The sequence below is a fragment of the Bacteroidales bacterium genome, from assembly GCA_021157585.1.
Taxonomy (GTDB): domain Bacteria; phylum Bacteroidota; class Bacteroidia; order Bacteroidales; family UBA12170; genus UBA12170.
In genome coordinates this window covers 1-23,706 of record JAGGWH010000093.1, presented here as the reverse complement: position 1 = coordinate 23,706, position 23,706 = coordinate 1, and the positions used below count along the sequence as shown (strand labels likewise).

The window sequence follows — 23,706 nt, the reverse complement described above, 5'->3', positions numbered from 1 at the left end:
CAAAAAGAATCGATGTTCTCTCCAAAGAACATTAAACTATTAACTGATCCAATCGGAAAAGATAATCCGATTACGGTTCAGGTCTTGGGTATTTGTTCCGCCCTTGCTGTTACAGCTAAACTGGAACCCGCAATCGTTATGGCTATTTCTGTAACATTTGTATTGGCTATGGGAAATGTTATCATTTCTTTACTTCGTAATACAATTCCTCAACGAATAAGAATTATTGTTCAATTGGTTGTTATAGCTGCCTTGGTAATTATTGTAGACCAAATATTAAAGGCATATGCTTATGAAGTGAGTAAACAACTCTCTGTTTTTGTAGGATTGATAATCACCAATTGTATTATTATGGGTCGTTTTGAAGCTTTCTCTATGGCTAATAAACCTTGGCCATCACTATTAGATGGCATTGGAAATGGATTAGGATATGGAATGATTTTAGTGATAGTGGCATTTTTTCGCGAACTCTTAGGGTCTGGAACTATCTTAGGTTGGGAAGTATTTAAAGCTATTGGACTATATGATATTGGTTATGTAAATAATGGTTTGATGATTCTTCCACCGATGGCTCTTATTGTTGTTGGTGTAATAATTTGGGTACAACGAAGTCGTAACCCCGAACTCATAAAAGACTAGTGTTCAATCTAAAAATTAGAAACGATGCAAGAAATATTTAACATATTTATTAAATCCATATTTATCGATAATATGGTCTTTGCCTACTTCTTAGGCATGTGTTCTTACATTGCAGTATCTAAAACGGTAAATACTTCCGTTGGATTGGGTGCTGCTGTGATTTTTGTTTTAGGAATTACCGTTCCGGTTGATTATTTGATGAACGAGTACTTATTAAAACCCGGAGCTTTAGTGTGGTTGAGCGAGGATTTTGCCGATGTAGATTTAAGCTTTTTAAGTTTTATTATGTTTATAGCGGTTATTGCTTCTATGGTACAATTAGTGGAAATGATTGTTGAAAAATATTCTCCAGCATTATATTCTTCTCTGGGTATTTTTCTTCCGTTAATAGCCGTAAACTGTGCTATTTTAGGAGGATCGCTATTTATGCAAGAGCGTGAGTATCAGTCTTTAGGTGAAGCTACTTCTTTTGCTCTTGGTTCCGGAATAGGCTGGTTTTTAGCAATTGTTGGCATTGCAGCGATACGTGAGAAAATTCATTATTCAAATGTACCGGGTCCACTAAAAGGAATTGGAATTACATTTATCATTACCGGCTTAATGGGAATTGCCTTTATGAGTTTCCTTGGCATTAAGTTATAAGTTGAATATTAAAAAATAAAATGATGTTATTAAATATAGGAATAGGAACAATCGTTATCTCAAGTATTGTTGTTTTCTTAACGGTAATTTTAATTCTTGTAATGGTGCTGCTTTATGCAAAGAAAAAGCTAACACCACAAGGCGATGTTAAAATTACTCTTAACGGAGAAAAAGAGATAATTACATCACCGGGATCAACAGTTTTAGCCACACTTGCGGCTCAAAAAATATTTTTACCTTCTGCTTGTGGAGGTGGAGGAACTTGTGGTATGTGTACCTGTCAAGTTATTAGTGGAGGAGGAACAATCCTTCCTACCGAAAAGGGGTTTTTTACTAGAAAAGAACAAATGGCCAATTGGCGTTTGGGTTGTCAGGTAAAAGTTAGAGAGGATATGGAAATACAAATTCCTGCTGAAGTTTTTGGTATTAAAAAATGGGAGTGTACTGTAGTCTCTAATAATAATGTAGCTACCTTTATCAAGGAGTTTGTTGTTCAATTACCCGAAGGAGAAACAATGGATTTCCGTTCAGGTGGTTATATCCAGATTGATGTGCCTGCAATCACAGTCGATTTTAAGGATATGGATATTGATGAAGAATATCGTGGCGATTGGGATAAGTTTAAAATGTGGGATTTACAAATGAAGAATCCAGAACCAATTTATCGCGCATATTCTATGGCCAATCATCCTGCCGAAGGAAATATTGTAATGCTGAATATTCGTATTGCAACACCTCCATTCGATAGTAAAGCAGGTGGATTTATGAATGTGAATCCAGGTATTTGTTCTTCATATATATTCTCTCGTAAGCCAGGAGATAAGGTAATGGTTTCTGGTCCTTATGGTGAGTTCTTTATCAAACCAACCAAACGCGAAATGATGTTTATTGGCGGTGGTGCGGGAATGGCTCCGATGCGCTCACACATTTACGACCAATTTCTTACTCAAAAAACCGATCGTAAAGCCACTTTTTGGTATGGCGGTCGCTCTTTACGTGAGCTGTTTTACGTTGATGAATTTCGTGCTATAGAAAAAGACAATCCTAATTTTAAATTCAATATTGCTCTGTCAGAACCTCAAGCTGAAGATAATTGGGATGGTTATGTTGGCTTTATCCATCAAGTGATAATGGATGAATATTTGAAAAAACATCCCGAACCTGAAGAAATAGAGTATTATCTCTGTGGTCCTCCAATGATGAATCAAGCGGTTTTAAAAATGCTTGATGATTATGGTGTTCCTGAAGAAATGATTGCCTTTGATGATTTTGGAGGATAAATAAACCCCTAAAAATTATCATTGTAGATTGTTAAAAAAAGCTACTTTTTTGTTAAAGTGGCTTTTTCTTTAGGATTAGTATTTGCAGTATTGTAATTTAGCTCTAAATATTCACACTTAAAAATAATAAATATGAAGAAACTTACTTTAATATTTCTTGTACTGATAATGGGTGTTTCTGTAAACACTTTTGCACAACGTTATGTTGCTGATGACAATGATAACAGTAGTAATATTGAAAATAACAGCCGACTATCAATTATGCTTTCTGATGTTTTAGTTAGACGTGTATCTATTGAGTACGAACGGGTATTGTCTGATGGTAAAATGTCATTTAATATTCCGTTTTCAGTAACTCTTTCTCCTTTTGAAGATCCTTGGTCTGATGAGGTTCATTGGTGGGTAGGAATGGGTGTTAAGTTTTATCCTACAGGACAAGGAACGGTACGCTATTTCTTAGGACCGGAATTTAGGATTATCTCAGTTACTGAGAATGAGTATGATTGGTATTACGATGCCTATAATAATTATCATGAAACAAATACGGAAGCCGATTATATAAATACCGCGTTTCTGATTAATAACGGACTTATTTATTCTCCTACAGATAGTTTCTTTGTGAGCATAAGTATGGGTTTGGGGTTTATTTCCTTTAATCCGGATTCGTATAATGAAAGTCTGCTTCCATTTGCAACACCGAGTTTTCGTTTAGGGTTTAAATTTTAATTAAATGATAAGAAAAACGATTAAAGCCTTTGCTATTTTTAGTATTGGCTTTTTCTTTTTAGCTTGCTCTTCTCCAAAAGAAAGAATTCAAATTTTGGGAGAGGCTCAAGGAACGTATTATTCAATAATTTATTTTGATGATGCAAATAGAAATCTGAAGATACAAATAGATTCTATTTTAGATGCTTTCGATCAGTCGGTTTCTGTTTACCAGTCGCAAAGTATTGTTAGCAAAGTAAATAGAAACGAAGACGTAATTTTAGATAAGTGGTTTCTCAATAATTTTGAAGCGGCAATTAGAGTTGCTGAACTTACCGATGGTGCAATGGATATTACTATTGGTCCAATTGCAAATGCTTGGGGATTTGGTACTTTTGCCCAACCCGAAAAGATTAATCCACTTTTAATTGATAGCCTAAAACAATTGGTTGATTATCGTGCTGTTTCCGTTAAGAATGGTAAGCTGGTAAAAAAAGACCCACGTATTCAACTAAATTTTAATGCAATTGCACAGGGAAACTCTGTTGATGTTTTAGGAAATTATTTTTCTTCAATTGGAATTAAAAACTTTTTAATAGATGTTGGAGGAGAATTATTGGCAAGTGGAGAAAAGCCGGACGGTAAGAAGTGGTTAGTAGGAATTGAAAAGCCTAGCGAATCTTCTGTTGAAGAGCGGGAATTACAGCAAACTTTTATGCTGAAAGATAAAGCCTTAGCAACTTCAGGGAATTATCGTAAATACTATGAGATAGACGGTATTCGATATGCACATAGCTTAAATCCAAAAACCGGTTATCCGGTACAGCATTCTTTATTAAGCGTATCCGTTTTAGCAGAGAATTGTACCGATGCTGATGCTTTTGCAACTGCTTTTATGGTAATGGGAAAAGAGAAAGCCTTGGAATTTATCGAACAACATCCTGAAATACAAGCCTACTTTATTTACTTCGACAAAGATAAGGGTATTACAACCCAAATGAGCAATGGGTTTTTGGAAGCTTTAAATGGTGAATAAAGCTTGAACTTTTATTCTTTGATTCGTTCCAAACATAATTTTAAGCTATCTTTCCAATAAGGAATGCTTAAACCAAAAGTCGATTTAATTTTAGCTTTATTTAAAACACTATAATGTGGGCGAGGTGCAGGAAGCGGATATTCATAACTTTCAATAGGAGTAATTTTACAATCTATTTTTGCAAGGTTCATAATCTCTTTTGCAAAATCATACCAGCTAATAACACCTTCATTAGAAAAGTGGTATATTTCGTTTTGATTTAATTTTTTATTGGAGTTAATAATTTTTAAGATACTCATTGCTAAATCGCCTGCATAGGTTGGGGTTCCAATTTGATCGAAAATAACACGTAATTCATCGCGCTCAGAACCGTATTTTAACATGGTTTTTAGAAAGTTGTTTCCAAATTCTGAGTACAACCAAGATGTTCTAATAATAATGGCAGAATCTGAATATTCAAGTATAGCTTTCTCTCCGGCTAATTTTGATTGACCATAAACCGATGGGGGATTTGTTTCCATTGTTTCTGTATATGGAAGATGACTCATTCCGTTAAAAACATAATCGGTTGAAATATGGATAAGGCTACAGTTGTGTTTTTTACAGGCTTTCGCCAGATTTTCAGGTCCTTCTGCATTAATTAAATAAGCTAAATTTTTATCCTCCTCAGCTTTATCAACAGCTGTATAAGCTGCACAGTTCACTAAATATTTAAAGTTATTCTTCGATAAATATTTATTAATAGATTTTGCGTTTGTAATATCAAAATCAGCAACATCTGTAAATGTCAGATTGAAATTACTAAAAGTTTTACTTGCTACTTGTATGGCGTTTCCCAACTGACCATCGCTACCGGTAATTAAAATGTTAATCATATGTTTAGCTCAATTAAAATGTAGCGAAAGCTTTTAAGCTTTCGCTACATTTGTTTTAACCTAAATTACAAGTTGTTTAAAGTAGTCAATAGTCTTTTTAAGACCATCTTCCAATTGAATATTAGGTTTCCAATTAAGTTCTTTTTTTGCTAAAGTAATATCCGGTTGACGTTGTAAAGGATCATCAGAAGGTAAATCTTCATAAATGATTTTAGATTTTGTTCCGGTTAATTCAATTACTTTTTCGGCTAATTCTGCAATAGTGAATTCGTTTGGATTACCTATATTAACAGGGCCGACAAAATCTTCTCTAGAATTCATCATTCTAACCATTCCCTCTACCAAATCATCGACATATTGAAAACTTCTGGTTTGAGAGCCATCACCATAAATTGTGATATCCTCTCCCTGTAATGCTTGAACAATAAAGTTAGATACAACGCGACCATCATGGGGATGCATACGAGGGCCATAGGTGTTAAAAATACGTATTACTTTTATACGTACTTTGTTTTGCCAATGGTAATTGAAAAATAATGTTTCTGCAACACGTTTTCCTTCGTCGTAACAAGAACGCGTTCCGATAGGGTTTACGTGTCCCCAATAATCTTCTGTTTGAGGGTGAACTTTTGGATCGCCATAAACTTCACTTGTTGATGCTTGTAGTATTTTAGCATTAATTCTCTTTGCAAGTCCAAGCATATTTATTGCACCACTAACCGATGTTTTAACCGTTTTAATAGGGTTGTATTGGTAATGAATAGGAGAAGCGGGACAGGCAAGATTGTAAATTTCATCTACTTCTATAAAGAATGGCATTGTAATGTCGTGTCTTATATATTCAAAGAATGGATTCTCCATTAAGTGGACAATATTTTGCTTTTGTCCCGTAAAATAATTATCGACACATATTACTTCATTACCTTCTTTTAGTAATCGATCAATTAAGTGAGAACCAACGAAGCCTGCGCCTCCGGTAACCAAAACTTTTTTTCTAATCATAATATTTTGTCTTAATTCTTAATTAGAACAGCTTGCTTATTTTACTGTGTTTAAACCAATACAATAATAGGTGAAGTCGTTCTCTTTCATTTCTTTAGCATCGTATATGTTTCGTCCGTCAAGAATTAAATTGTTTGTCAATAATTGGCTTACTTGATGGAAGTTTAAGAATTTGAATTCTGGCCATTCTGTTACAACTATTAGTGCGTCAGCATCTAATAAGGCGTCGTATTTGTCTTCAGCATATTCAATTTTGTCGCCAAGGATTCGCTTAGATTCTTCCATTGCGACAGGATCATAGGCTTTAATCGTGGCTCCTGCTTCGCGAAGTTTGCGAATAATTACCAAAGACGGAGCTTCACGCATATCGTCGGTTTGAGGTTTGAAAGAAAGTCCCCATAAAGCAATATGCTTACCTTTTAAATCATAATTGAAGTGTTTGTTCAGCTTATTGAATAAAATAGATTTCTGACTTTCGTTTACTTCTTCTACTGCTTTTAAAACACGCATATTATAAGAATAACTGTCGGCGGTTTTAATTAAAGCTTTTACGTCTTTTGGGAAACATGATCCTCCATATCCCGTTCCCGGGTAGATGAATTTTTTTCCTATACGCGAATCGCTGCCAATTCCTTTTCTAACAGCATTTACATCGGCACCAACAATTTCACAAAGGTTAGCAATATCGTTCATAAAACTAATCTTTGTTGCCAACATGGAGTTTGCTGCGTATTTAGTCATTTCTGCTGAAGTAATATCCATAAAAATAACTGGATGCCCATTTAAAGTAAAAGGTTTGTATAGGCGCTCTACTGTTCGTACAGCTCTCTCCGTATCGCAGCCAACAACTATACGATCCGGTTTAAGGAAATCGTTAACAGCATCGCCCTCTTTTAGGAATTCGGGGTTAGAAGCAACATCAAATTTTATCATTGCACCACGTTTATCTAACTCTTCTTGTAGAGCTGAGCGAACTTTCTCGGCAGTTCCAACAGGGACAGTGCTTTTGGTGACCATTAAAACATAATCGTTAATATTTCTACCAACTTCTCGAGCAACTTGTAATACGTACTTAAGGTCTGCACTTCCATCTTCATCGGGAGGAGTTCCTACGGCACCAAAAACAACTTCCGTTCCTTCAAGGCTGTCTGCAAGACTGGTACTGAAATGTAAACGGTTATTTTCAACATTTCGTTGAACCATATCTTCTAAACCTGGTTCCCAAATGGGTAAGATGCCTTTTTTAAGATTTTCGATTTTTTTTACATCAATATCAACACAGGTTACGTCGATACCTACTTCCGAAAAACAAGCTCCGGTTACTAAACCAACGTAGCCTGTTCCAACTATTGTAATTTTCATAATACTGAGTTTAAGTTAATCAAGTCAAAGGTAGGCAAAAAAGTATTTGAGTATTTATTTTTTTTAGTAAAATATGTAGATCGCGTTTAACAAAAAGTTGATTTTATATTTTTTTTTATAAAAATTCAAAAAAAAATAAAAAATTGTTTAAAAATAATATTAATATTTTTTAAAAAATAACTTCCTTATAATCAGTATGTAAAATCCATATTTTATCATAATATACTGTAAGGGAGGCTTTGGTATTTGTTAAAATATTGTGAAATATACTTTATTTATTACATTTGTTGCTTTCAAAAATCTAAAAATATGGAAGTTACAAGAACATTTGATATCCTTGAGCGCATGCGCCAGAACTTTATGACTGATGATGCTTTAGCTGTTAAGCGCAATAAAAAATGGGATATTTTTACAAGTCAAGAATATTTGGATAATGCCTATGATTTTGCTTATGGCCTTTTAGCTTTAGGTTATAAAAAGGGAGAGAAAATAGGAACAGTATCTAATAATCGTCCGGAATGGAATATTGTTGATATGGGAATGTCTATGGCAGGACTTATACATGTGCCAATTTATCCAACAATTTCGGATTCAGAGTATGAGTATATTTTGGCTCATTCCGAAGTAAAAACTTTACTTATTTCAGATAAGTTACTTTATAAGCGTCTTGTTCCTTTGGCTGATAAAGTGGAGACAATTAAAAATATTTATGTTTTTAATGAAGGAATAGAAGGAGCAAAGTCTTGGACTGAGATTCGCGATTTGGGAACTCAAAATCGTGATAAGTATAAAGAAGAACTAGAAACCATTAAAGCTTCCATTAAGTCGGAAGATATGGTAACTATTATTTATACTAGTGGAACTACAGGTAATGCAAAAGGAGTGATGCTCTCTCATAATAATTTGATATCTAATGCTATATCTACTTCTAAAATCCAGCCTTTGGTAGCAGGGGAAAAGGCATTGAGCTTTTTACCTCTATGTCATGTGTATGAGCGTATGCTTAATTATCATTTTCAGTATAAAGGTATTAAGATTTATTATGCTGAGAATATGGCTACTATCGTCGATAATCTGAAAGAAATAAATCCTCATGGGTTTAGTTCGGTACCTCGTTTATTAGAAAAAGTTTTTGATAAGATTATGGCTAAGGGAAAAGATTTGGAAGGAATCAAAAAGAGAATCTTTTTCTGGGCGGTAGAATTAGGCTTGCGCTATGAGTTAAATAATGCTAATGGTTGGTTTTATGAACAAAAATTAAAGATTGCTCGTAAACTTATTTTTTCTAAATGGCAGGAAGCTCTTGGTGGAAATGTAAAAGTTATTATTTCGGGAGGTGCTGCATTGCAACCTCGTTTAGCACGTGTTTTTCGCGCAGCAGGTATTAATGTTCAAGAAGGTTATGGCTTAACAGAAACTTCGCCGGTAATTGCTGTAAATCATACAGAATATCCTAATATTAAATTTGGTACTGTTGGTCCAATATTAGAAGATGTTGAAGTTAAAATAGCCGAAGATGGTGAAATATTAACAAAAGGGCCTCATATTATGTTAGGTTACTATAAAGCACCAGATTTAACTGCTGAAGTTATTGATGAAGATGGTTGGTTTCATACTGGCGATATTGGTATTATGGAAGATGGTAAGTATCTGAAAATTACCGATCGTAAAAAAGAAATTTTTAAACTGTCTTCAGGAAAATACGTAGCTCCCCAAGCTATTGAAAATAAATGTAAAGAATCTATGTTTATTGAAAATGTTATGGTTATTGGTGAAAATGAGAAGTTTGCCAGTGCTTTGGTTTCTCCCGATTTTAATCATCTGCATTATTGGGCTACAAAACATAAATTGCATTATCGTGATAACGAAGAATTGGTACGTATGCCCGAAGTAGTTAAGCGTTATCAAACAGAAGTGAATGATATTAATAAAAAATTAAGTGATACTGAAAAAATTAAACGCTTTAAATTAGTATGTTCTGAATGGACTCCAAATACAGGCGAATTATCACCTACATTGAAATTAAAAAGAAAATTCCTTTATGATAAATACGATCATCTTGTTAAAGAAATATTTCAAACTGCTGGAAGTGGAAATATATAGAAATTAATTTTTAATGCCCAAAACGCTTTACTAATTTGTTAGTAAAGCGTTTTTTTATGCCAAATTTGTTGAAAAATACTATGCATGCATAAAACATTTGTTATATTTGTGCAGACCTAAACCCAAATAAAAACAAGAATCAAATGGAATCAGTAAGACGTACTTTCGATATTCTCACTTATGCCGAGAAGAATTTTTCACAAGAATCTGCATTAGCTGTTAAGCGTAATGGTAAATGGGAACGCTTTAGTACTGCCGATTATAGAAAACAAGTTGATAATTTTAGTCTTGGATTATTGTCGATGGGTTTTAAAAAAGGTGATAAAATTGCAACAGTGACTAATAACCGACCAGAATGGAATTTTATTGATTTTGGTATGTCTCAGATTGGTGTAGTTCATGTAGGAATTTATCCTACAATTAGTGAAAAGGAATATCTCCATATTTTGTCTCATTCAGAATCTAGAATATTAATTGTTGCAAATAAAGATTTATATGATTTGATATATCCTATTTTTGAGAAAATTGATAAGCTTGAGGAAATATATACTATTGATGAAATTGAAGGTGTAAAAAATTGGATAGAGATTAGTCAAAAGGGGATTGACGAGGCTGATAAATATCGCGATTTGTTAAAACAAAATATGGATGAAGTAAAACCGGATGATTTACTAACATTGATATATACTTCGGGAACAACCGGTCTTTCAAAAGGTGTTATGCTAACACATAATAATGTAGTCAGCAATGTAAAAATTGCCCAAACTTGTGTCCCCTATAGTGAAGTTGGCGACGAAGTACTGAGTTTCCTTCCTCTTTGTCATATTTTAGAACGTACCGGTAATTATCTTTGGCAATCTATAGGAGCTAAAATTCATTACTCGGAGAGTATTGAGGATATTGGAGATGATATACGTGAGATAAAAGTGAAAATGTTTATTACCGTTCCTCGTGTTTTTGAAAAAATATATGATAAGATTACAAATAAAGGTAGAGAGCTTTCGGGTATTAAAAAGGAACTTTTCTTTTGGGCTGTTAATTTGGGAAATCAATTAAAAGCAAATCCTGCAGAACGTTCTGCTTGGTATAATTTTAAATTAAAAATTGCAGATAAACTCATATTTAGTAAATGGCGTGAGGCATTAGGCGGAGAACTTAAAGGTGTAATTTCCGGAGGAGCTGCTTTACAGCCTCGATTAGCACGGATATTTAGAGCTGCCGGTGTACGTGTTCAAGAAGGTTATGGATTAACAGAAACTTCACCAATTGTTTCTGCAACTTTAGCTGATTATCCCGGTGTAAAATGGGGAAGTGCAGGTTTAATTCCTGATAGCATCAAAGTTAAAATAGCCGAAGACGGTGAAATACTTGTTAAAGGCGATAATGTTATGGTGGGTTATTATAAAGATCCTGAAAAAACACGTGAGGTATTAACCGAAGATGGCTGGTTTCATACAGGTGATATTGGAAATGTAGATGAGAATAATATGCTAAGTATTACCGATAGAAAAAAAGAGATATTTAAACTTAGTGGAGGAAAATATGTTGCACCTCATTTGGTGGAAAATACTTTTAAAGAATCTCAGTTTATAGAGAATATTATGGTTGTTGGTGAAAATGAAAAATTTACAGGAGCTTTAATTTCACCTAATTTTGAGTTCCTACATAATTGGTGTCATTTACATAAAATAAAATATCGTGATAATAAAGATTTAATCTATTTGCCAGTAATTATCGAGCGTTATCAAAAAGAAGTAGAGATAAAGAATAAAGAATTAGGACATATTGAACAAGTAAAAGTATTTCGTTTGGTGTGTGAAGCTTGGACTGCCGAAACAGGTGAATTATCTCCAACGCAAAAACTCAAGCGTAGAGTTGTAAGGAAAAAGTATGACCATTTACTTCAAGAAATATATCCTCAAGACTGAGTATTTTCTTAAATTAATATTCCACTATTTTCAGATTAACGGCATTATATTAAACATAAATCATGGTAAAAATATGTCCTTAAGCTTTTGGATACAGTTTATCAAGGGAGTAAGGTCGTTATTTGGGAGAATATAAAATTTTATGCAGACTATAACAAACTCAACTGTTGAGTACTTAAAAAATCAACTGGATAAGCCTTTTACTGATAGTATTTCGCCTTCAACTTTGTTGTTAGCTGGTACTCTAAAACATATTGGAGTCGGTGAAGCTTGGGTAGATTACCCAATAAAACATGATTTAACAAATCCTGTTGGTATGATTCAGGGAGGCTTTTTAGCTGCAATTATTGACGATACAATTGGGATTGCATTTTTTAGCATGGAGCCGGAATACATGTTTACCACAACTAACCTTAATGTAAATTATCTTTTTGGAGCGAGAAAAGGCGAAACTGTTAGAGCTAAAGCAAATGTTATTAGGATGGGAAAGAAGATTGCTAATTTTGAATGTAAAGTTTATAATTTAAAAGGAGAAGTAATAGCCAGTTCGACTACTAACCTGGTTGTTACAACTGTCAAAGCTATGTCTTTTATAGATTTATGATTTTACCTTAAATAAAATTTTATAAAGGCGACAACTCTTGAATATGTACTGTATTTTATTGTAAATCAGTACTAAATCTAATTTCACTATTTAGATTCAAAATAAAAAATATACAATGCATGCATTGTATTTGCATGCTGTTGCTTAATTAATTAATATTGTATCATTAAGTAAAAACAAAAGAATATGAGAAGAAATAAACATGCTTCTTATATAATTTAGATAAAAATTAATTTTATGGTATCAAGTATTATTTTTTTAGTCGTTTTGGCCATTACGGTCGTTTTGTTTTACCGAAGTGTAAACGTTATAATTCAAAATATTAAGTTAGGGAAACCTCTCGACATTAAAGACCAACAGCAAAAGCGTTGGAAAACAATGTTTTTAGTGGCTATTGGCCAAAGTAAAATGGTTAAACGTCCTATTGCCGGAATACTACATATTTTAGTTTATACCGGTTTTATAATGGTGAATTTTGAAATGCTTGAGATTATGACCGATGGTATTGCCGGGACTCACAGAGTATTTTCGTTTTTACCCTTTTACAATGTGCTTATCTCGGTATTCGAAGTTTTTGCTTTGGCGGTAATTACAGCTTGTGTGGTTTTCTTATTTCGTAGAAATGGTTTACGCTTGGCTCGTTTTCATAAGCCTGAGATGACAAGCTGGCCAAAACTTGATGGAAATATCATATTAATTACCGAAATTTTATTAATGACTGCCCTTTTTTCTATGAATGCTGCCGATCAAGTACTTCAGTTAAAAGGAGTAGAGCATTATCCTGTTACAGGAACTTTCCTAATTAGTGGATTTTTAGTTCCGCTTTTTTCAGGATTTTCGGTTTCAACTTTAGAATTTATCGAAGGTTTTGGTTGGTGGTTTCATATTATAGGCGTTTTTGCATTTTTAAATTATATTCCATATTCGAAGCATTTTCATGTTTTTCTTGTATTCCCAAATGTATATTTTTCAAAATTAAAACCAGCTACTTATATTAGTAATATGGAAGCTGTAACTACAGAGGTTAAAATTGCGATGGGAATTATTTCGGAAGAAGAAGCCGGAACCGAAGAAGTAGAACGTTTTGGTGCAAAAGATGTTCGCGATTTAAGTTGGAAAAGTCTTGCCGATGCATATACTTGTACAGAATGTGGTAGATGTACCGATGTTTGTCCGGCTAATAAAACCGGTAAAATGCTTTCTCCACGCAAGATTATAATGGATACTCGAGATCGTTTGGAGATTGTAGGAAAAGGTGTAGCTAAAGATGGTAATAGTTTCGATGATAATAAAGCTCTTTGGGGTGATTTTATTAGTCCGGAGGAACTTTGGGCTTGTACTACTTGTAATGCTTGTACCAATGAATGTCCGGTAAATATTGACCATGTTTCCATTATTATGGAGTTACGTCGTTATAGTTCATTAGAAGAAGCTTCAACGCCTCCAACTTTAAATTCTGCTTTAACTAATATCGAAAATAACGGAGCTCCTTGGCAGTATTCTCAAGATGATCGTATGTTATGGGCTGATGGTGTGAATGTTCCACTTATGGCAGATATGTTTGCTGCCGGAAAGAAACCCGAATATTTGTTTTGGGTAAGTTCAGCAGGCGCTTTCGACGATCGTTATAAAAAAGTCGTTCGTAGCTTTGTGAAAATATTAAATCATTTAAAAGTTGATTTTGCCGTTCTTGGAACCGAAGAAAGCGATAGTGGTGATTTAGCTCGTCGTGCCGGTAACGAAATGCTTTATCAAATGCAGGCTTTGATGAATATTGAAGTTTTAAATGGTTATGAAGTGAAAAAAATAGTTTGTACTGATCCTCACGATTTTAATACCCTTAAAAATGAATATCCCGATTTAGGTGGAAATTTTGAAGTGATACATCATACGCAATTCTTGCAAGAGCAAATAGCTGCAGGTAATCTTGAAATAGGTGGTGATGTGTTTGAAGGTAGTACCATTACTTATCACGATCCTTGCTATCTTGGACGTGGAAATGGCGAATATGATGCTCCTCGCGATGTTCTTGCTGCTATACCTTCTGTTAAGGTTGAAATGAAAGATAATAGAGCTTCCAGCTTATGTTGTGGTGCTGGTGGTGGACAAATGTTTAAAGAAGCTGAAAATGGAGATAAAGAAATATTTATGGAACGTACGGAGCAAGCTCTTGAAACAGGATGTAATATTGTTGCAACAGCTTGTCCTTTCTGTATGGCTATGATTTCGGATGGACTTAAATATAAAGAAAAAGAGGAGACGGTTAAAAATTACGATATTGCTGAATTAGTTGCAATGTCGATGAAACTTTAGCTGTATCTGAATGGGATTTATAGCCATATAATCTAATTGTATTTATTATTGAACTGAATTCGGTATAAAGAATGCTTGTGAGTATTTCTTATACCGAATTTAGCGTTATTAATAGCATGTATTCAATCACTTGTTGATATGATGTTTAAGTAATTATGCACTAATATCAACTATTGTAAATAGCGTGTAGTGAAAATTACTGTATCTTTTGTTATGTAAATGTTCAAATTTGTTGTGGATTAGTATATCTGTGAAAAACAATATGAATATCTAACTTATAATTTTAAATTTGTACAATCACACTAAAGTTGATGTGGCAAAATAATTTGCGATGAGTAGAAAGAATGTTAATATATATTGTGAGAATACGAATACCGAAAAGAGCTATCCGTTTGGAACTACTTTACAAGATATTATAAATGATCAGAAAATAGATATCGGATATCCTATTCTTGGAGCTATGGTAAATAATAGCTTAAAAGAATTAGATTATTTGGTGTATAAACCTAAAACTGTGCGCTTTATTGATTATCGCCACCCCGATGGTAAACGTATGTATTTAAGGTCTTTATCTTTGGTATTATTTAAAGCAGCAATAGATTTATATCCTGATAAAAGGCTAAAAATAGAACATGCTGTTTCTAATGGTTTGTATTGCGAGTTGGGTGATATTACTGATGACGATTTTCATGCGGATATGGTTAATAGCATACGTATTAAAATGCAAGAAATTATTAATCAAGATATTCCATTTACACGAGAGGAAATACGTACAGAATATGCTTTAAGAATATTTGAAGAGTTTGGTTTAAATGATAAGTGTACTTTAATGCGTACACGTAAGCAATTTTATAGTTCGGTATATAAGTTAGATAATGTAGTTAATTATTTTTACGGTTATCTTCTCCCGTCAAGCGGATATTTACAAAATTTTGATTTAGTAAAATATTACGAAGGTATGTTGCTGGTAGCTCCAAAGGAAGAAGATCCAAATAAATTGCCGAAAATTATTATTCAAAATAAATTATTTGAAATATTTAGAGAGTTTAAAGATTGGGTAGAGATTATAGGTGTTCCAAATGTCGGTCAGCTTAATCTTTCAACACAGAATGGAAAGATCAGTGATATTATTAAAATCTCTGAAGCATTGCAAGAGAAGAAGCTTGCTTGCATTGCCGATATGATTGATAAAAGAAAAGAAGATATTAAGGTTGTTCTTATTTCCGGTCCTTCTTCTTCAGGAAAAACCACTTTTGCAAAGCGTTTATCTGTTCAATTAAGTGTTATTGGCTTTAAACCTATCGTGCTTTCAATGGATAATTATTTTGTAGATCGTGCACACACTCCAAGAGATAAAAATGGCGATTATGATTTTGAGAGTCCGCAAGCTTTGGATGTCGAACTTTTTAATGAAAATATGTTGGATTTATTTGATGGAAAAGAAGTTGATTTGCCGAAATTTTCTTTTGCTAATGGGCAAAGATCATACGATGGATCGAAATTAAAATTAGATAAAAACAGTATTATTTTAGTTGAGGGGATACATGGATTAAATCCAATTATTTCCGAGAAAATTCCAAAACACAGAAAATTTAAGGTGTATGTATCAGCATTAACGCCTCTGAGTATCGATTCGTCGAATCGTATTCCAACTACAGATAACCGTTTGATTAGGCGTATGGTACGTGATTATTCTTATAGAGGATATTCTGCTTTAGAAACTTTGCAAAGATGGCCAAGTGTTAGGGCAGGAGAGGATAAGTATATTTTCCCTCATCAAGAAGAAGCTGATGTAATGTTTAATACTGCCTTGTTGTTTGAGTTAGGAGTATTAAAAAAGTGGGTTGAACCTTTATTGAAAGAAGTTCCTCCTATTGTTCCTGAATATTCTGAAGCTCGACGGTTATTAAAGTTTCTTTCTTATATTTTACCAATAGCAGAAAAAGAAATTCCACCTACTTCTATTTTACGTGAGTTTTTAGATGGTAGCAGTTTTGATTATTCATAGCATTATTTTATTGGAAAGAATATGTATTTTTATTTTTTGTAAATCGTTATTATGAATCAATTTTCGGTTACTATATTAGGTAGCAGTTCTGCTATTCCTACTTCGGCTCGTTTCTCAAGTGCTCAAATAGTTTCACATCTTTCTAAACTATTCCTGATTGATTGTGGAGAGGGAACACAAATACAAATCAGAAGAAATCAGATTCGTTTTTCCAAAATAAATCATATTTTTATTAGCCATATGCATGGCGATCATTTCTTTGGATTGATAGGCTTGATATCAAGTTTTAATCTTTTAGGAAGAGAAAATGATTTACATATTTATGCTCCGGAAGATATTAAAAAGGTATTGGACTTGCAGTTATCGGTGTCGCAATCAAATCTTAATTATAAAATTCAGTATCATTTTTTAGAATTTGACACCAAGCATCTTATTTTTGAAGATAAGCATCTTGAAATATATTCTTTCCCTTTAAATCATAGTGTTCCTACTTGTGGTTTTCTTTTTGCTGAAAAACCACATGCGCGTAAAATTAGAAAGGAAGTTCTTAAAATATATGATATTCCCAATCATGCTTTTGAAGGAATTAAACAGGGAAATGATTTTGTAAATGATAATGGGGAGGTTGTAAGTAATAATTTGTTAACAAAACCGGGATCTGCCCGAAAATCTTATGCTTATTGTTCAGATACAGCTTATTACGAGGCGATTACAGATTATATTCAAGATGTAGACTTATTATATCATGAATGTAGTTTTATGGAAGATATGAGAAAAACTGCTGAAGCTAAAAAACATTCAACTACATTAGATGCAGCACGAGCTGCTAATAATGTTAATGCTAAGAAACTAATTATCGGACATTTCTCGGCTCGTTATAAGGATTTAAATCCCGTTCTTATAGAAACACAGAGTGTTTTTGAGAATACTGTTTTGGCTATCGAAAATCTTAAGATTGATATTTAAAAAAGAGGCTTCCAAAATGGAAGCCTCTTTCCTTTTATGATTGAACATTCTTATCAAAAACTTTAAGAAAATATCGTATTAGCAGGTAAGCAACATATATTGTAACAGGCCAGCTAAGTATTAAAATTATTTCTTTTGTATACATTTTTTCTCCTTTCTTAATATGCGTGTGAATCGTTATTCATTTCATCTGCATCTATTTTTTTCTTATTCATTGCTCTCCAAGTATAGAAAATATATGCTAATACAATTGGAACCATTAATGAGACATAGCTCATAGTTGTTAAAGTGTATTGGCTTGATGAGCTATTGAAAATAGTAATGGATGATTGTATGTCGGTAAATGAAGGATAGTAAGCAGTATTGTTATATCCGGCAACAAGTAATAAACCAAAAGCGGTTAATACTGTACCAATACCCGATGCCCATATTCCTCTGCCAGCACATTTTTCAGTAAAGAAATAGGCTCTTATAATTCCAAATATTACTAATACAACACCAAGTAGGAAAATAATCATTACTACGGGCATTTGTAATAGGTTGTGCAGGTATTTATAAGGCTCCATAAATACTTCTTTAGTATCCGGATTAACAGCGTAGCCGTCCATTACTAAAATATTTATCAAGAAGAATAAGAAGAAAACTAAAAATGGTATTGCATTTGCAAATAAAGATTTTTTAGCTCTATATAAAATCCCTTCATGATCTATTGAATTCATAAAGTAAAGATTAGCTAATACTCGAGATAAGAAAAACACAGCAAGTCCAAAAGATAAATTTACAAATGTTGCATATCTCGTAAAATCTAAAGCCAGTTCTAAACCACGAAATGGTGAATCCCAAAATGAACGATTTAAATCGTCAATATGGAAAGGAGAGCCTGTGAAAAATGTAGCAATAGCAGTTCCTAAAAATACGGTTGCAATAACTCCATTGATAATCAAAAATATTTCGTATGTTTTCTGACCTAGGAAGTTATCTGGTTTTGTTCGGTATTCGTAGGAAACAGCCTGTATAATAAATGCAAATAGAATAATCATCCAAACCCAATATGCTCCTCCAAAACTGGTAGAGTAAAACAGAGGAAATGAAGCAAAGAATGCTCCTCCAAAAACTACTAAAGTAGAAAAGGTAAATTCCCATTTACGGCCCAAAGCGTTAACAATCATCTTTTTCTCCAGTTCGTTTTTCGCAATGGTATAAATCAAGGTTTGTCCGCCTTGTACAAATAACAAGAATATTAGCAGCGCGCCTAACAAAGCAATAATGGCATACCAATAATGTTGTAAAATACTATAATCTAATGTTTCAAACATATTAATGTCCTCCTTCGTTTGGTCCTATTTTTATTTGTTTTAACATAATCTTTATCTCGGCAATCAATAGCGCAGCAAATACAGCAAAGAAGAGCCAGAAAGTAATTAGTACTGCATTTGAGTCAATATTTGAAACAGCAGTCATAGTTGGCATCAAGTCTTGAATTACCCAAGGCTGACGACCTAATTCTGTAATAATCCATCCGCTTTCTGTTGCAAGATAAGCAAGAGGCATACTCCATAGAGCAATCCATAGCAGCCAACGTTTGTTAGCTAGTTTATTTTTAAGACTTAAGAATAACATAAGTAAAAATAAGATTCCAAAATACCCACCCAAAATGACCATAATGTGGAACGAATAGAATGAAATAGGTACGTTTGGAATAATATCATGTGGGTTTTTAAAATAGCTATAACCAAAGTATTTGAAATAAGTATTCATCCACTCTTCATTCTCAAAGTTTGCTCGAAGTGAATCTGCAACTAGAGTATTTTTCTCTTTTTTAGCAAGTTTATAGTCGGTTAAAACTTTTCTTGCAACAGTACCCCGATCAATTTTATCGTAATACGATATAATTCCTTGTTCTTTATTTCCGTGAACTAAATCGTAAATACCGGGTACAAAAGAATCAAAATCCAAATTGGCCATATATGATAATGCACCTGGAATTTTAATTTCAACTAAGAAACCTTTTTTGTCAGGATTTTCTACAACAGGGTCGTCTTTTAGTATCCCGAAACCTACAAGTGGAGCATTTGTAGTTCCATAATAAAGACCCTCCATAGCTGCAAATTTCATAGGCTGTGTTTTAGAGATTTCACGAGCCGATTCATCTCCGGTAAAACCTGCTAAAGCGACAAAAATAAGTCCGAAAACAGAACCTATTACGATACTTCTTTTAGCAAAAATTATATCTCTGTTTTTTAATAAAAACCAAGCACTGATTCCTACAACAAATATTGCTGCAACAATATAACTGGTGTATATTGTATGTAAAAACTTATTTACAGCTGTAGGCGAGAAAAGAATTTCCCAAAAATCATTCATTTCATTTCTTGCAGTATCCGGATTAAATTGCATTCCAACCGGGTTTTGCATCCATCCATTGGCAACTAAAATCCATAGTGCTGAAAGGTTAGAACCAATAGCTGTTAACCAAGTTGCGGCCAAGTGAAATCCTTTACTTACTTTATCCCACCCAAAGAACATAATTGCAATAAAGGTAGATTCCATAAAAAATGCCATAATGCCTTCTATAGCTAAGGGAGCACCAAAAATATCACCAACGAACCAAGAATAGTTTGACCAGTTGGTTCCAAATTGGAACTCAAGAATAATTCCTGTAGCTACTCCAATAGCAAAATTAATTCCAAAAAGAGTCATCCAGAATTTGGTAATCTTTTTCCATTCCAGATCGCCAGTTTTGTAATAGATGGTTTCCATTATTGCAAGCATAAATGTTATGCCTAAGGTTAATGGAACAAATAGCCAGTGGTATAATGCAGTTAATGCAAATTGTCCCCTGGACCAATCGATTAAAGTAAAATCAAAATTTTCCATATAATTTATTTTGGGTTAGTTAATTGTTCAATCACGTAATCACCTCTTTCTTTATCAGAATTGAACTTGCTTTTTAAAAAATTGGGGAAAAAGAAAAGTTTGAGTATAGCAAACATGATAAATAGTTTAATTAAAATTATTAACCATAGTTGTTTGCCGACTTTCATTTCTTTAAAGCCAGTATAATAGAACTCGAATATTTTTTTAAATATTGACATTAGCGATAATTAGAAAGTATTAATATACCTCGCATGCTTTAGCAAATATATAGCAATTATAGATAATTACAAATAGTTGTTGATAAAAATGTATTTAGGTATTTAAATCGTTAAATGGGGGGTAGGTCTTAATATTTTTTTTTGTTCATAATTTTGTTAAATTTATAAATATCGTAATCCTTAATGAGAAAAATGTAATTTTACATATTGATTCAAGGATTTTTAATTGATAAGTATAAAATGATTGCATATATTTTTAAATTTATTTTGTGGGTATTTGGTTGGAAGGTGGATCAAAATATCCCTAAAGAAAAGTCTTTTATTATTTTAGTTGCTCCTCACACTTCGAATTGGGATTTTATTATGGGCACAATGGTTATAGGTTCTTTAAGAGTTAAACAGACTGTTATGATGAAAAAAGAGATGTTTTTCTTTCCCTTAAATTACCTGCTAAAAGCTTTGGGAGCAATGCCAATAAATCGTAAGAAAAGTGAAAAAATGGTAGATTATATAGCGGATATCTTTAAGGAAAAAGATGATTTTGTTTTTTCTATTACACCTGAAGGGACGCGCTCTTATGTGGAAAAATGGAAGACAGGATTTTATCATATCGCCTTAAAAGCAAATGTTCCAATAGTTCTTGGAAAAATTGACTATGAAAAGAAACGCTCAGGTTTGGCCGATGTAATATACCCAAGCGGAGATTTTGAAAAGGATTTTAAATTGATTGTTAGCCTACTCAAGGATGTTAAAGGTCGTAATCCCGAATTATATAATCCAAAACCCGCTAATGTTAAGTATTGAGTTAAGAATGTATTTGTTTCTATTTATTGTAAGTGAATACTTACTAATTCGTTTTTTTTGATTACTTTTGCATGGAATTAATATTTATTTAAAGGAGGAATATGTCTGCTATTGTTAGTAAATTTATACTAAATCTTTTTGGCTGGAAAGTTGTGAAGCACGGTGTAGAAGAAAAATCTTATGTTATTGTTGCTGCTCCTCACACTTCCAATTGGGATTTTGTAATAGCACGTCTTGGAGTTAGCTCTGTTGGTATTCCCCAAAAAGTATTGATGAAAAAAGAGATGTTTTTCTTTCCTTTAAAATATATTCTAAGAGCTTTGGGTGCTATGCCAATAGATAGAAAAGGCAGTATAAAAATGGTTGATTATATTATTGAGCTTTTTAAAAAGAAGGATGATTTTATTTTTTCAATTTCTCCGGAAGGAACTCGTGCTTACGTAGAAAGATGGAAAACAGGATTTTATCAGATTGCTACAAAAGCAAATGTTCCGCTTGTTTTTGGAAGATTAGATTATAAAAAGAAAGTTTTAGAATTTAGTAAGGCTTTTTATCCTACAGGAGATTTTTCGAAAGACATTGTAGAGATTGTTAACCATTATGGTGAGGCTTTAGCTATGTATCCCGATAAGTATAATCCAAAACCTATCAATATCTATTCCTAATATAAAATGGGGTATTCGTACGTAATACAAGTGTTATTACATATGAAAATAATCTTATTATTTAGAAGAACTTTAAATTGAGGCAATACATTCTTAATGTGAAGCGTTAAAGTTAAAAAACTTCATACATTTGCGCCTAAAACTAATAAAAATCTTTTCTTATGTTTATTTTAATGGTTGTTATTTTTGTTCTAGGCTACACAGCTATAGCCTTAGAGCATCCGCTGAAAATTGATAAAGCTGCATCTGCTTTATTAATTGGCTCTTTAACTTGGGTAGCTTATATTTTAGGGGCTGCCGATATTTTTCATAGTGGTGTAAGTAGTGCGTGGAATGAGTTTTTAGCGAATAATCCTTCTATGGATTCTCATGAAGGCATAATCGATTTTATTGTTCACAAAGAAATTATCCACCATTTAGGAGATATTTCACAGATTCTATTCTTCTTGCTTGGAGCTATGACTATAGTTGAATTAATAGATCAGCATCAAGGTTTTAAATTAATTACAGATAAAATTACAACAACTAAAAAAGTAAAATTACTTTGGATATTGAGTTTTTTAACTTTCTTTATGTCAGCTGCTTTAGATAATCTTACAACTACAATTGTAATGGTTGCTCTTTTACGAAAACTGATTTCAGATAAAGAAACGCGTTGGTTTTTTGCTAGTATGGTAGTGTTGGCTGCAAATGCCGGTGGAGCTTGGTCGCCTATTGGTGATGTTACAACTATTATGCTTTGGATAGGAGGGCAGGTTACAGCAGCTAATATTATAGCAATGGTTATTATTCCAAGCCTGGTAGCAATGATAATTCCTGTTATTTTTCTTAGTTTCACTATGAAGGGGAATGTAGAACGTCCGGTTCTTTCTGCAGCTGATCAAGAAGATTTTACAACAGGTTTTGAACGGAAATTGGTTTTGTTTATGGGCGTTGGAGCTTTATTGTTTGTGCCTGTATTTAAAACACTTACTCATTTGCCTCCTTATATGGGAATGTTATTGGGTTTAGGTGTGCTTTGGGTTACTACCGAATTAATGCATAAACATAAAGCAGATGATGATAGACGTAGATTGACGGTTGTTGGTGTCTTACGTAAAGTTGACATTCCAACTATTTTGTTTTTCTTAGGAATATTGTCTGCTGTTGCAAGTATGCAATCTGCGGGTCAATTAGGACTTGCTGCCACTTGGTTAGATGGAGCAACTAATAAAAATATTTATTTGATAAATACTGTTATTGGTCTTATGTCTTCAATTGTTGATAATGTTCCATTAGTGGCCGGAGCAATGGGGATGTACGATATTCAAGCCGTTGGCCATTTTGCTGTTGATGGTGTTTTCTGGGAGTTATTAGCATTTGCAGCTGGTACCGGAGGAAGTGTGCTTATTATAGGTTCTGCTGCCGGTGTTGCTGCTATGGGAATGGAAAAAATTGATTTTATATGGTATGCAAAACGAATTAGTGCATTAGCCTTATTAGGTTATTTTGCCGGTATAGGTGCTTATTGGTTACAAGCTATTATACTGCATTCACATTAAAATATTTTGAATAAATAAAAAGAGCTTGCGAATATTCGCAAGCTCTTTTTTTATGTGTATTTATTTGGGATCAGTATTAAAACTTGGGTTAAAATCTTGTAAATATTCTTTTGAATTGCCACGGTCTAATAATTTTTC

Annotated in this window: 20 protein-coding genes; 14 read left to right on the top strand and 6 right to left on the bottom strand. The window is 33.2% G+C overall.

What is annotated here, in order from left to right; all coding sequences use genetic code 11:
* The first annotated feature begins 12 nt into the window (after nucleotides 1-12).
* The 5 genes from J7K39_06275 to J7K39_06255 all read left to right on the top strand — a co-directional run bounded on the left by J7K39_06275 (nucleotide 13) and on the right by J7K39_06255 (nucleotide 4,302).
* Nucleotides 13-639 carry an NADH:ubiquinone reductase (Na(+)-transporting) subunit D gene (locus J7K39_06275; protein ID MCD6179492.1) on the top strand — a complete coding sequence of 209 codons (627 nt, stop codon included), beginning with the start codon at nucleotides 13-15 and terminating at the stop codon, nucleotides 637-639.
* Nucleotides 640-663: 24 nt separating this feature from the next.
* Nucleotides 664-1,281 carry an NADH:ubiquinone reductase (Na(+)-transporting) subunit E gene (nqrE, locus tag J7K39_06270; protein MCD6179491.1) on the top strand — a complete coding sequence of 206 codons (618 nt, stop codon included), beginning with the start codon at nucleotides 664-666 and terminating at the stop codon, nucleotides 1,279-1,281.
* Between the two features lie 20 nt (nucleotides 1,282-1,301).
* Nucleotides 1,302-2,561: an NADH:ubiquinone reductase (Na(+)-transporting) subunit F gene (gene nqrF / locus J7K39_06265; GenBank protein MCD6179490.1), complete on the top strand. Its 1,260-nt coding sequence runs from the start codon at nucleotides 1,302-1,304 to the stop codon at nucleotides 2,559-2,561.
* A gap of 132 nt (nucleotides 2,562-2,693) precedes the next feature.
* Entirely contained in the window at nucleotides 2,694-3,287 is a 594-nt protein-coding gene (locus J7K39_06260) for a hypothetical protein (GenBank protein MCD6179489.1), read from the top strand.
* A 4-nt stretch (nucleotides 3,288-3,291) separates the two neighbouring features.
* Nucleotides 3,292-4,302 carry an FAD:protein FMN transferase gene (locus J7K39_06255; protein MCD6179488.1) on the top strand — a complete coding sequence of 337 codons (1,011 nt, stop codon included), beginning with the start codon at nucleotides 3,292-3,294 and terminating at the stop codon, nucleotides 4,300-4,302.
* A gap of 11 nt (nucleotides 4,303-4,313) precedes the next feature.
* On the opposite strand, the gene rfbD is transcribed toward J7K39_06255, so the two are convergent.
* The 3 genes from rfbD to J7K39_06240 are packed head-to-tail and all read right to left on the bottom strand — an operon-like array spanning nucleotide 4,314 to nucleotide 7,541.
* Nucleotides 4,314-5,177 carry a dTDP-4-dehydrorhamnose reductase gene (rfbD, locus tag J7K39_06250; protein ID MCD6179487.1) on the bottom strand — a complete coding sequence of 288 codons (864 nt, stop codon included), beginning with the start codon at nucleotides 5,175-5,177 and terminating at the stop codon, nucleotides 4,314-4,316.
* Nucleotides 5,178-5,237: 60 nt separating this feature from the next.
* Nucleotides 5,238-6,179, bottom strand: coding sequence for an SDR family oxidoreductase (locus J7K39_06245; protein MCD6179486.1), 942 nt, complete (start codon nucleotides 6,177-6,179; stop codon nucleotides 5,238-5,240).
* Between the two features lie 36 nt (nucleotides 6,180-6,215).
* Entirely contained in the window at nucleotides 6,216-7,541 is a 1,326-nt protein-coding gene (locus tag J7K39_06240; protein ID MCD6179485.1) for a UDP-glucose/GDP-mannose dehydrogenase family protein, read from the bottom strand.
* Nucleotides 7,542-7,850: 309 nt separating this feature from the next.
* On the opposite strand from J7K39_06240, the gene J7K39_06235 reads away from it, so the two are divergent.
* From J7K39_06235 to J7K39_06210, 6 genes are all read left to right on the top strand, one after another.
* Nucleotides 7,851-9,644, top strand: a complete 1,794-nt coding sequence (locus tag J7K39_06235; GenBank protein MCD6179484.1) for a long-chain fatty acid--CoA ligase — start codon at nucleotides 7,851-7,853, stop codon at nucleotides 9,642-9,644.
* A gap of 143 nt (nucleotides 9,645-9,787) precedes the next feature.
* The gene (locus J7K39_06230) at nucleotides 9,788-11,572 is read left to right on the top strand and encodes a long-chain fatty acid--CoA ligase (GenBank protein ID MCD6179483.1); all 1,785 of its coding nucleotides are present in this window, start codon (nucleotides 9,788-9,790) and stop codon (nucleotides 11,570-11,572) included.
* A gap of 142 nt (nucleotides 11,573-11,714) precedes the next feature.
* Nucleotides 11,715-12,176, top strand: a complete 462-nt coding sequence (locus J7K39_06225) for a PaaI family thioesterase (protein ID MCD6179482.1) — start codon at nucleotides 11,715-11,717, stop codon at nucleotides 12,174-12,176.
* Nucleotides 12,177-12,413: 237 nt separating this feature from the next.
* Complete coding sequence (locus J7K39_06220; protein ID MCD6179481.1) at nucleotides 12,414-14,489, top strand: (Fe-S)-binding protein; 2,076 nt, start codon at nucleotides 12,414-12,416, stop codon at nucleotides 14,487-14,489.
* 331 nt (nucleotides 14,490-14,820) lie between these two features.
* On the top strand, nucleotides 14,821-16,497 hold the full coding sequence (locus J7K39_06215; GenBank protein ID MCD6179480.1) for a nucleoside kinase: 1,677 nt from the start codon (nucleotides 14,821-14,823) through the stop codon (nucleotides 16,495-16,497).
* 51 nt (nucleotides 16,498-16,548) lie between these two features.
* Nucleotides 16,549-17,463 (top strand): ribonuclease Z, encoded by a 915-nt coding sequence (locus J7K39_06210; protein MCD6179479.1) that lies wholly within the window; start codon nucleotides 16,549-16,551, stop codon nucleotides 17,461-17,463.
* A 158-nt stretch (nucleotides 17,464-17,621) separates the two neighbouring features.
* Here the strand turns inward: J7K39_06210 and cydB are convergent, their stop codons facing one another.
* The 3 genes from cydB to J7K39_06195 are packed head-to-tail and all read right to left on the bottom strand — an operon-like array spanning nucleotide 17,622 to nucleotide 20,558.
* Nucleotides 17,622-18,779, bottom strand: coding sequence for a cytochrome d ubiquinol oxidase subunit II (gene cydB / locus J7K39_06205; protein MCD6179478.1), 1,158 nt, complete (start codon nucleotides 18,777-18,779; stop codon nucleotides 17,622-17,624).
* A gap of 1 nt (nucleotide 18,780) precedes the next feature.
* On the bottom strand, nucleotides 18,781-20,340 hold the full coding sequence (locus J7K39_06200; protein ID MCD6179477.1) for a cytochrome ubiquinol oxidase subunit I: 1,560 nt from the start codon (nucleotides 20,338-20,340) through the stop codon (nucleotides 18,781-18,783).
* A gap of 5 nt (nucleotides 20,341-20,345) precedes the next feature.
* Complete coding sequence (locus tag J7K39_06195) at nucleotides 20,346-20,558, bottom strand: DUF4492 domain-containing protein (protein MCD6179476.1); 213 nt, start codon at nucleotides 20,556-20,558, stop codon at nucleotides 20,346-20,348.
* Nucleotides 20,559-20,798: 240 nt separating this feature from the next.
* Between J7K39_06195 and J7K39_06190 the strand changes: the two genes are divergently transcribed.
* The 3 genes from J7K39_06190 (at nucleotide 20,799) to nhaD (ending at nucleotide 23,568) form a co-directional block, all read left to right on the top strand.
* Nucleotides 20,799-21,362, top strand: a complete 564-nt coding sequence (locus tag J7K39_06190; GenBank protein ID MCD6179475.1) for a 1-acyl-sn-glycerol-3-phosphate acyltransferase — start codon at nucleotides 20,799-20,801, stop codon at nucleotides 21,360-21,362.
* A 101-nt stretch (nucleotides 21,363-21,463) separates the two neighbouring features.
* Nucleotides 21,464-22,027: a 1-acyl-sn-glycerol-3-phosphate acyltransferase gene (locus J7K39_06185; protein ID MCD6179474.1), complete on the top strand. Its 564-nt coding sequence runs from the start codon at nucleotides 21,464-21,466 to the stop codon at nucleotides 22,025-22,027.
* 161 nt (nucleotides 22,028-22,188) lie between these two features.
* Nucleotides 22,189-23,568: a sodium:proton antiporter NhaD gene (gene nhaD, locus J7K39_06180; GenBank protein MCD6179473.1), complete on the top strand. Its 1,380-nt coding sequence runs from the start codon at nucleotides 22,189-22,191 to the stop codon at nucleotides 23,566-23,568.
* Nucleotides 23,569-23,706 lie beyond the last annotated feature (138 nt).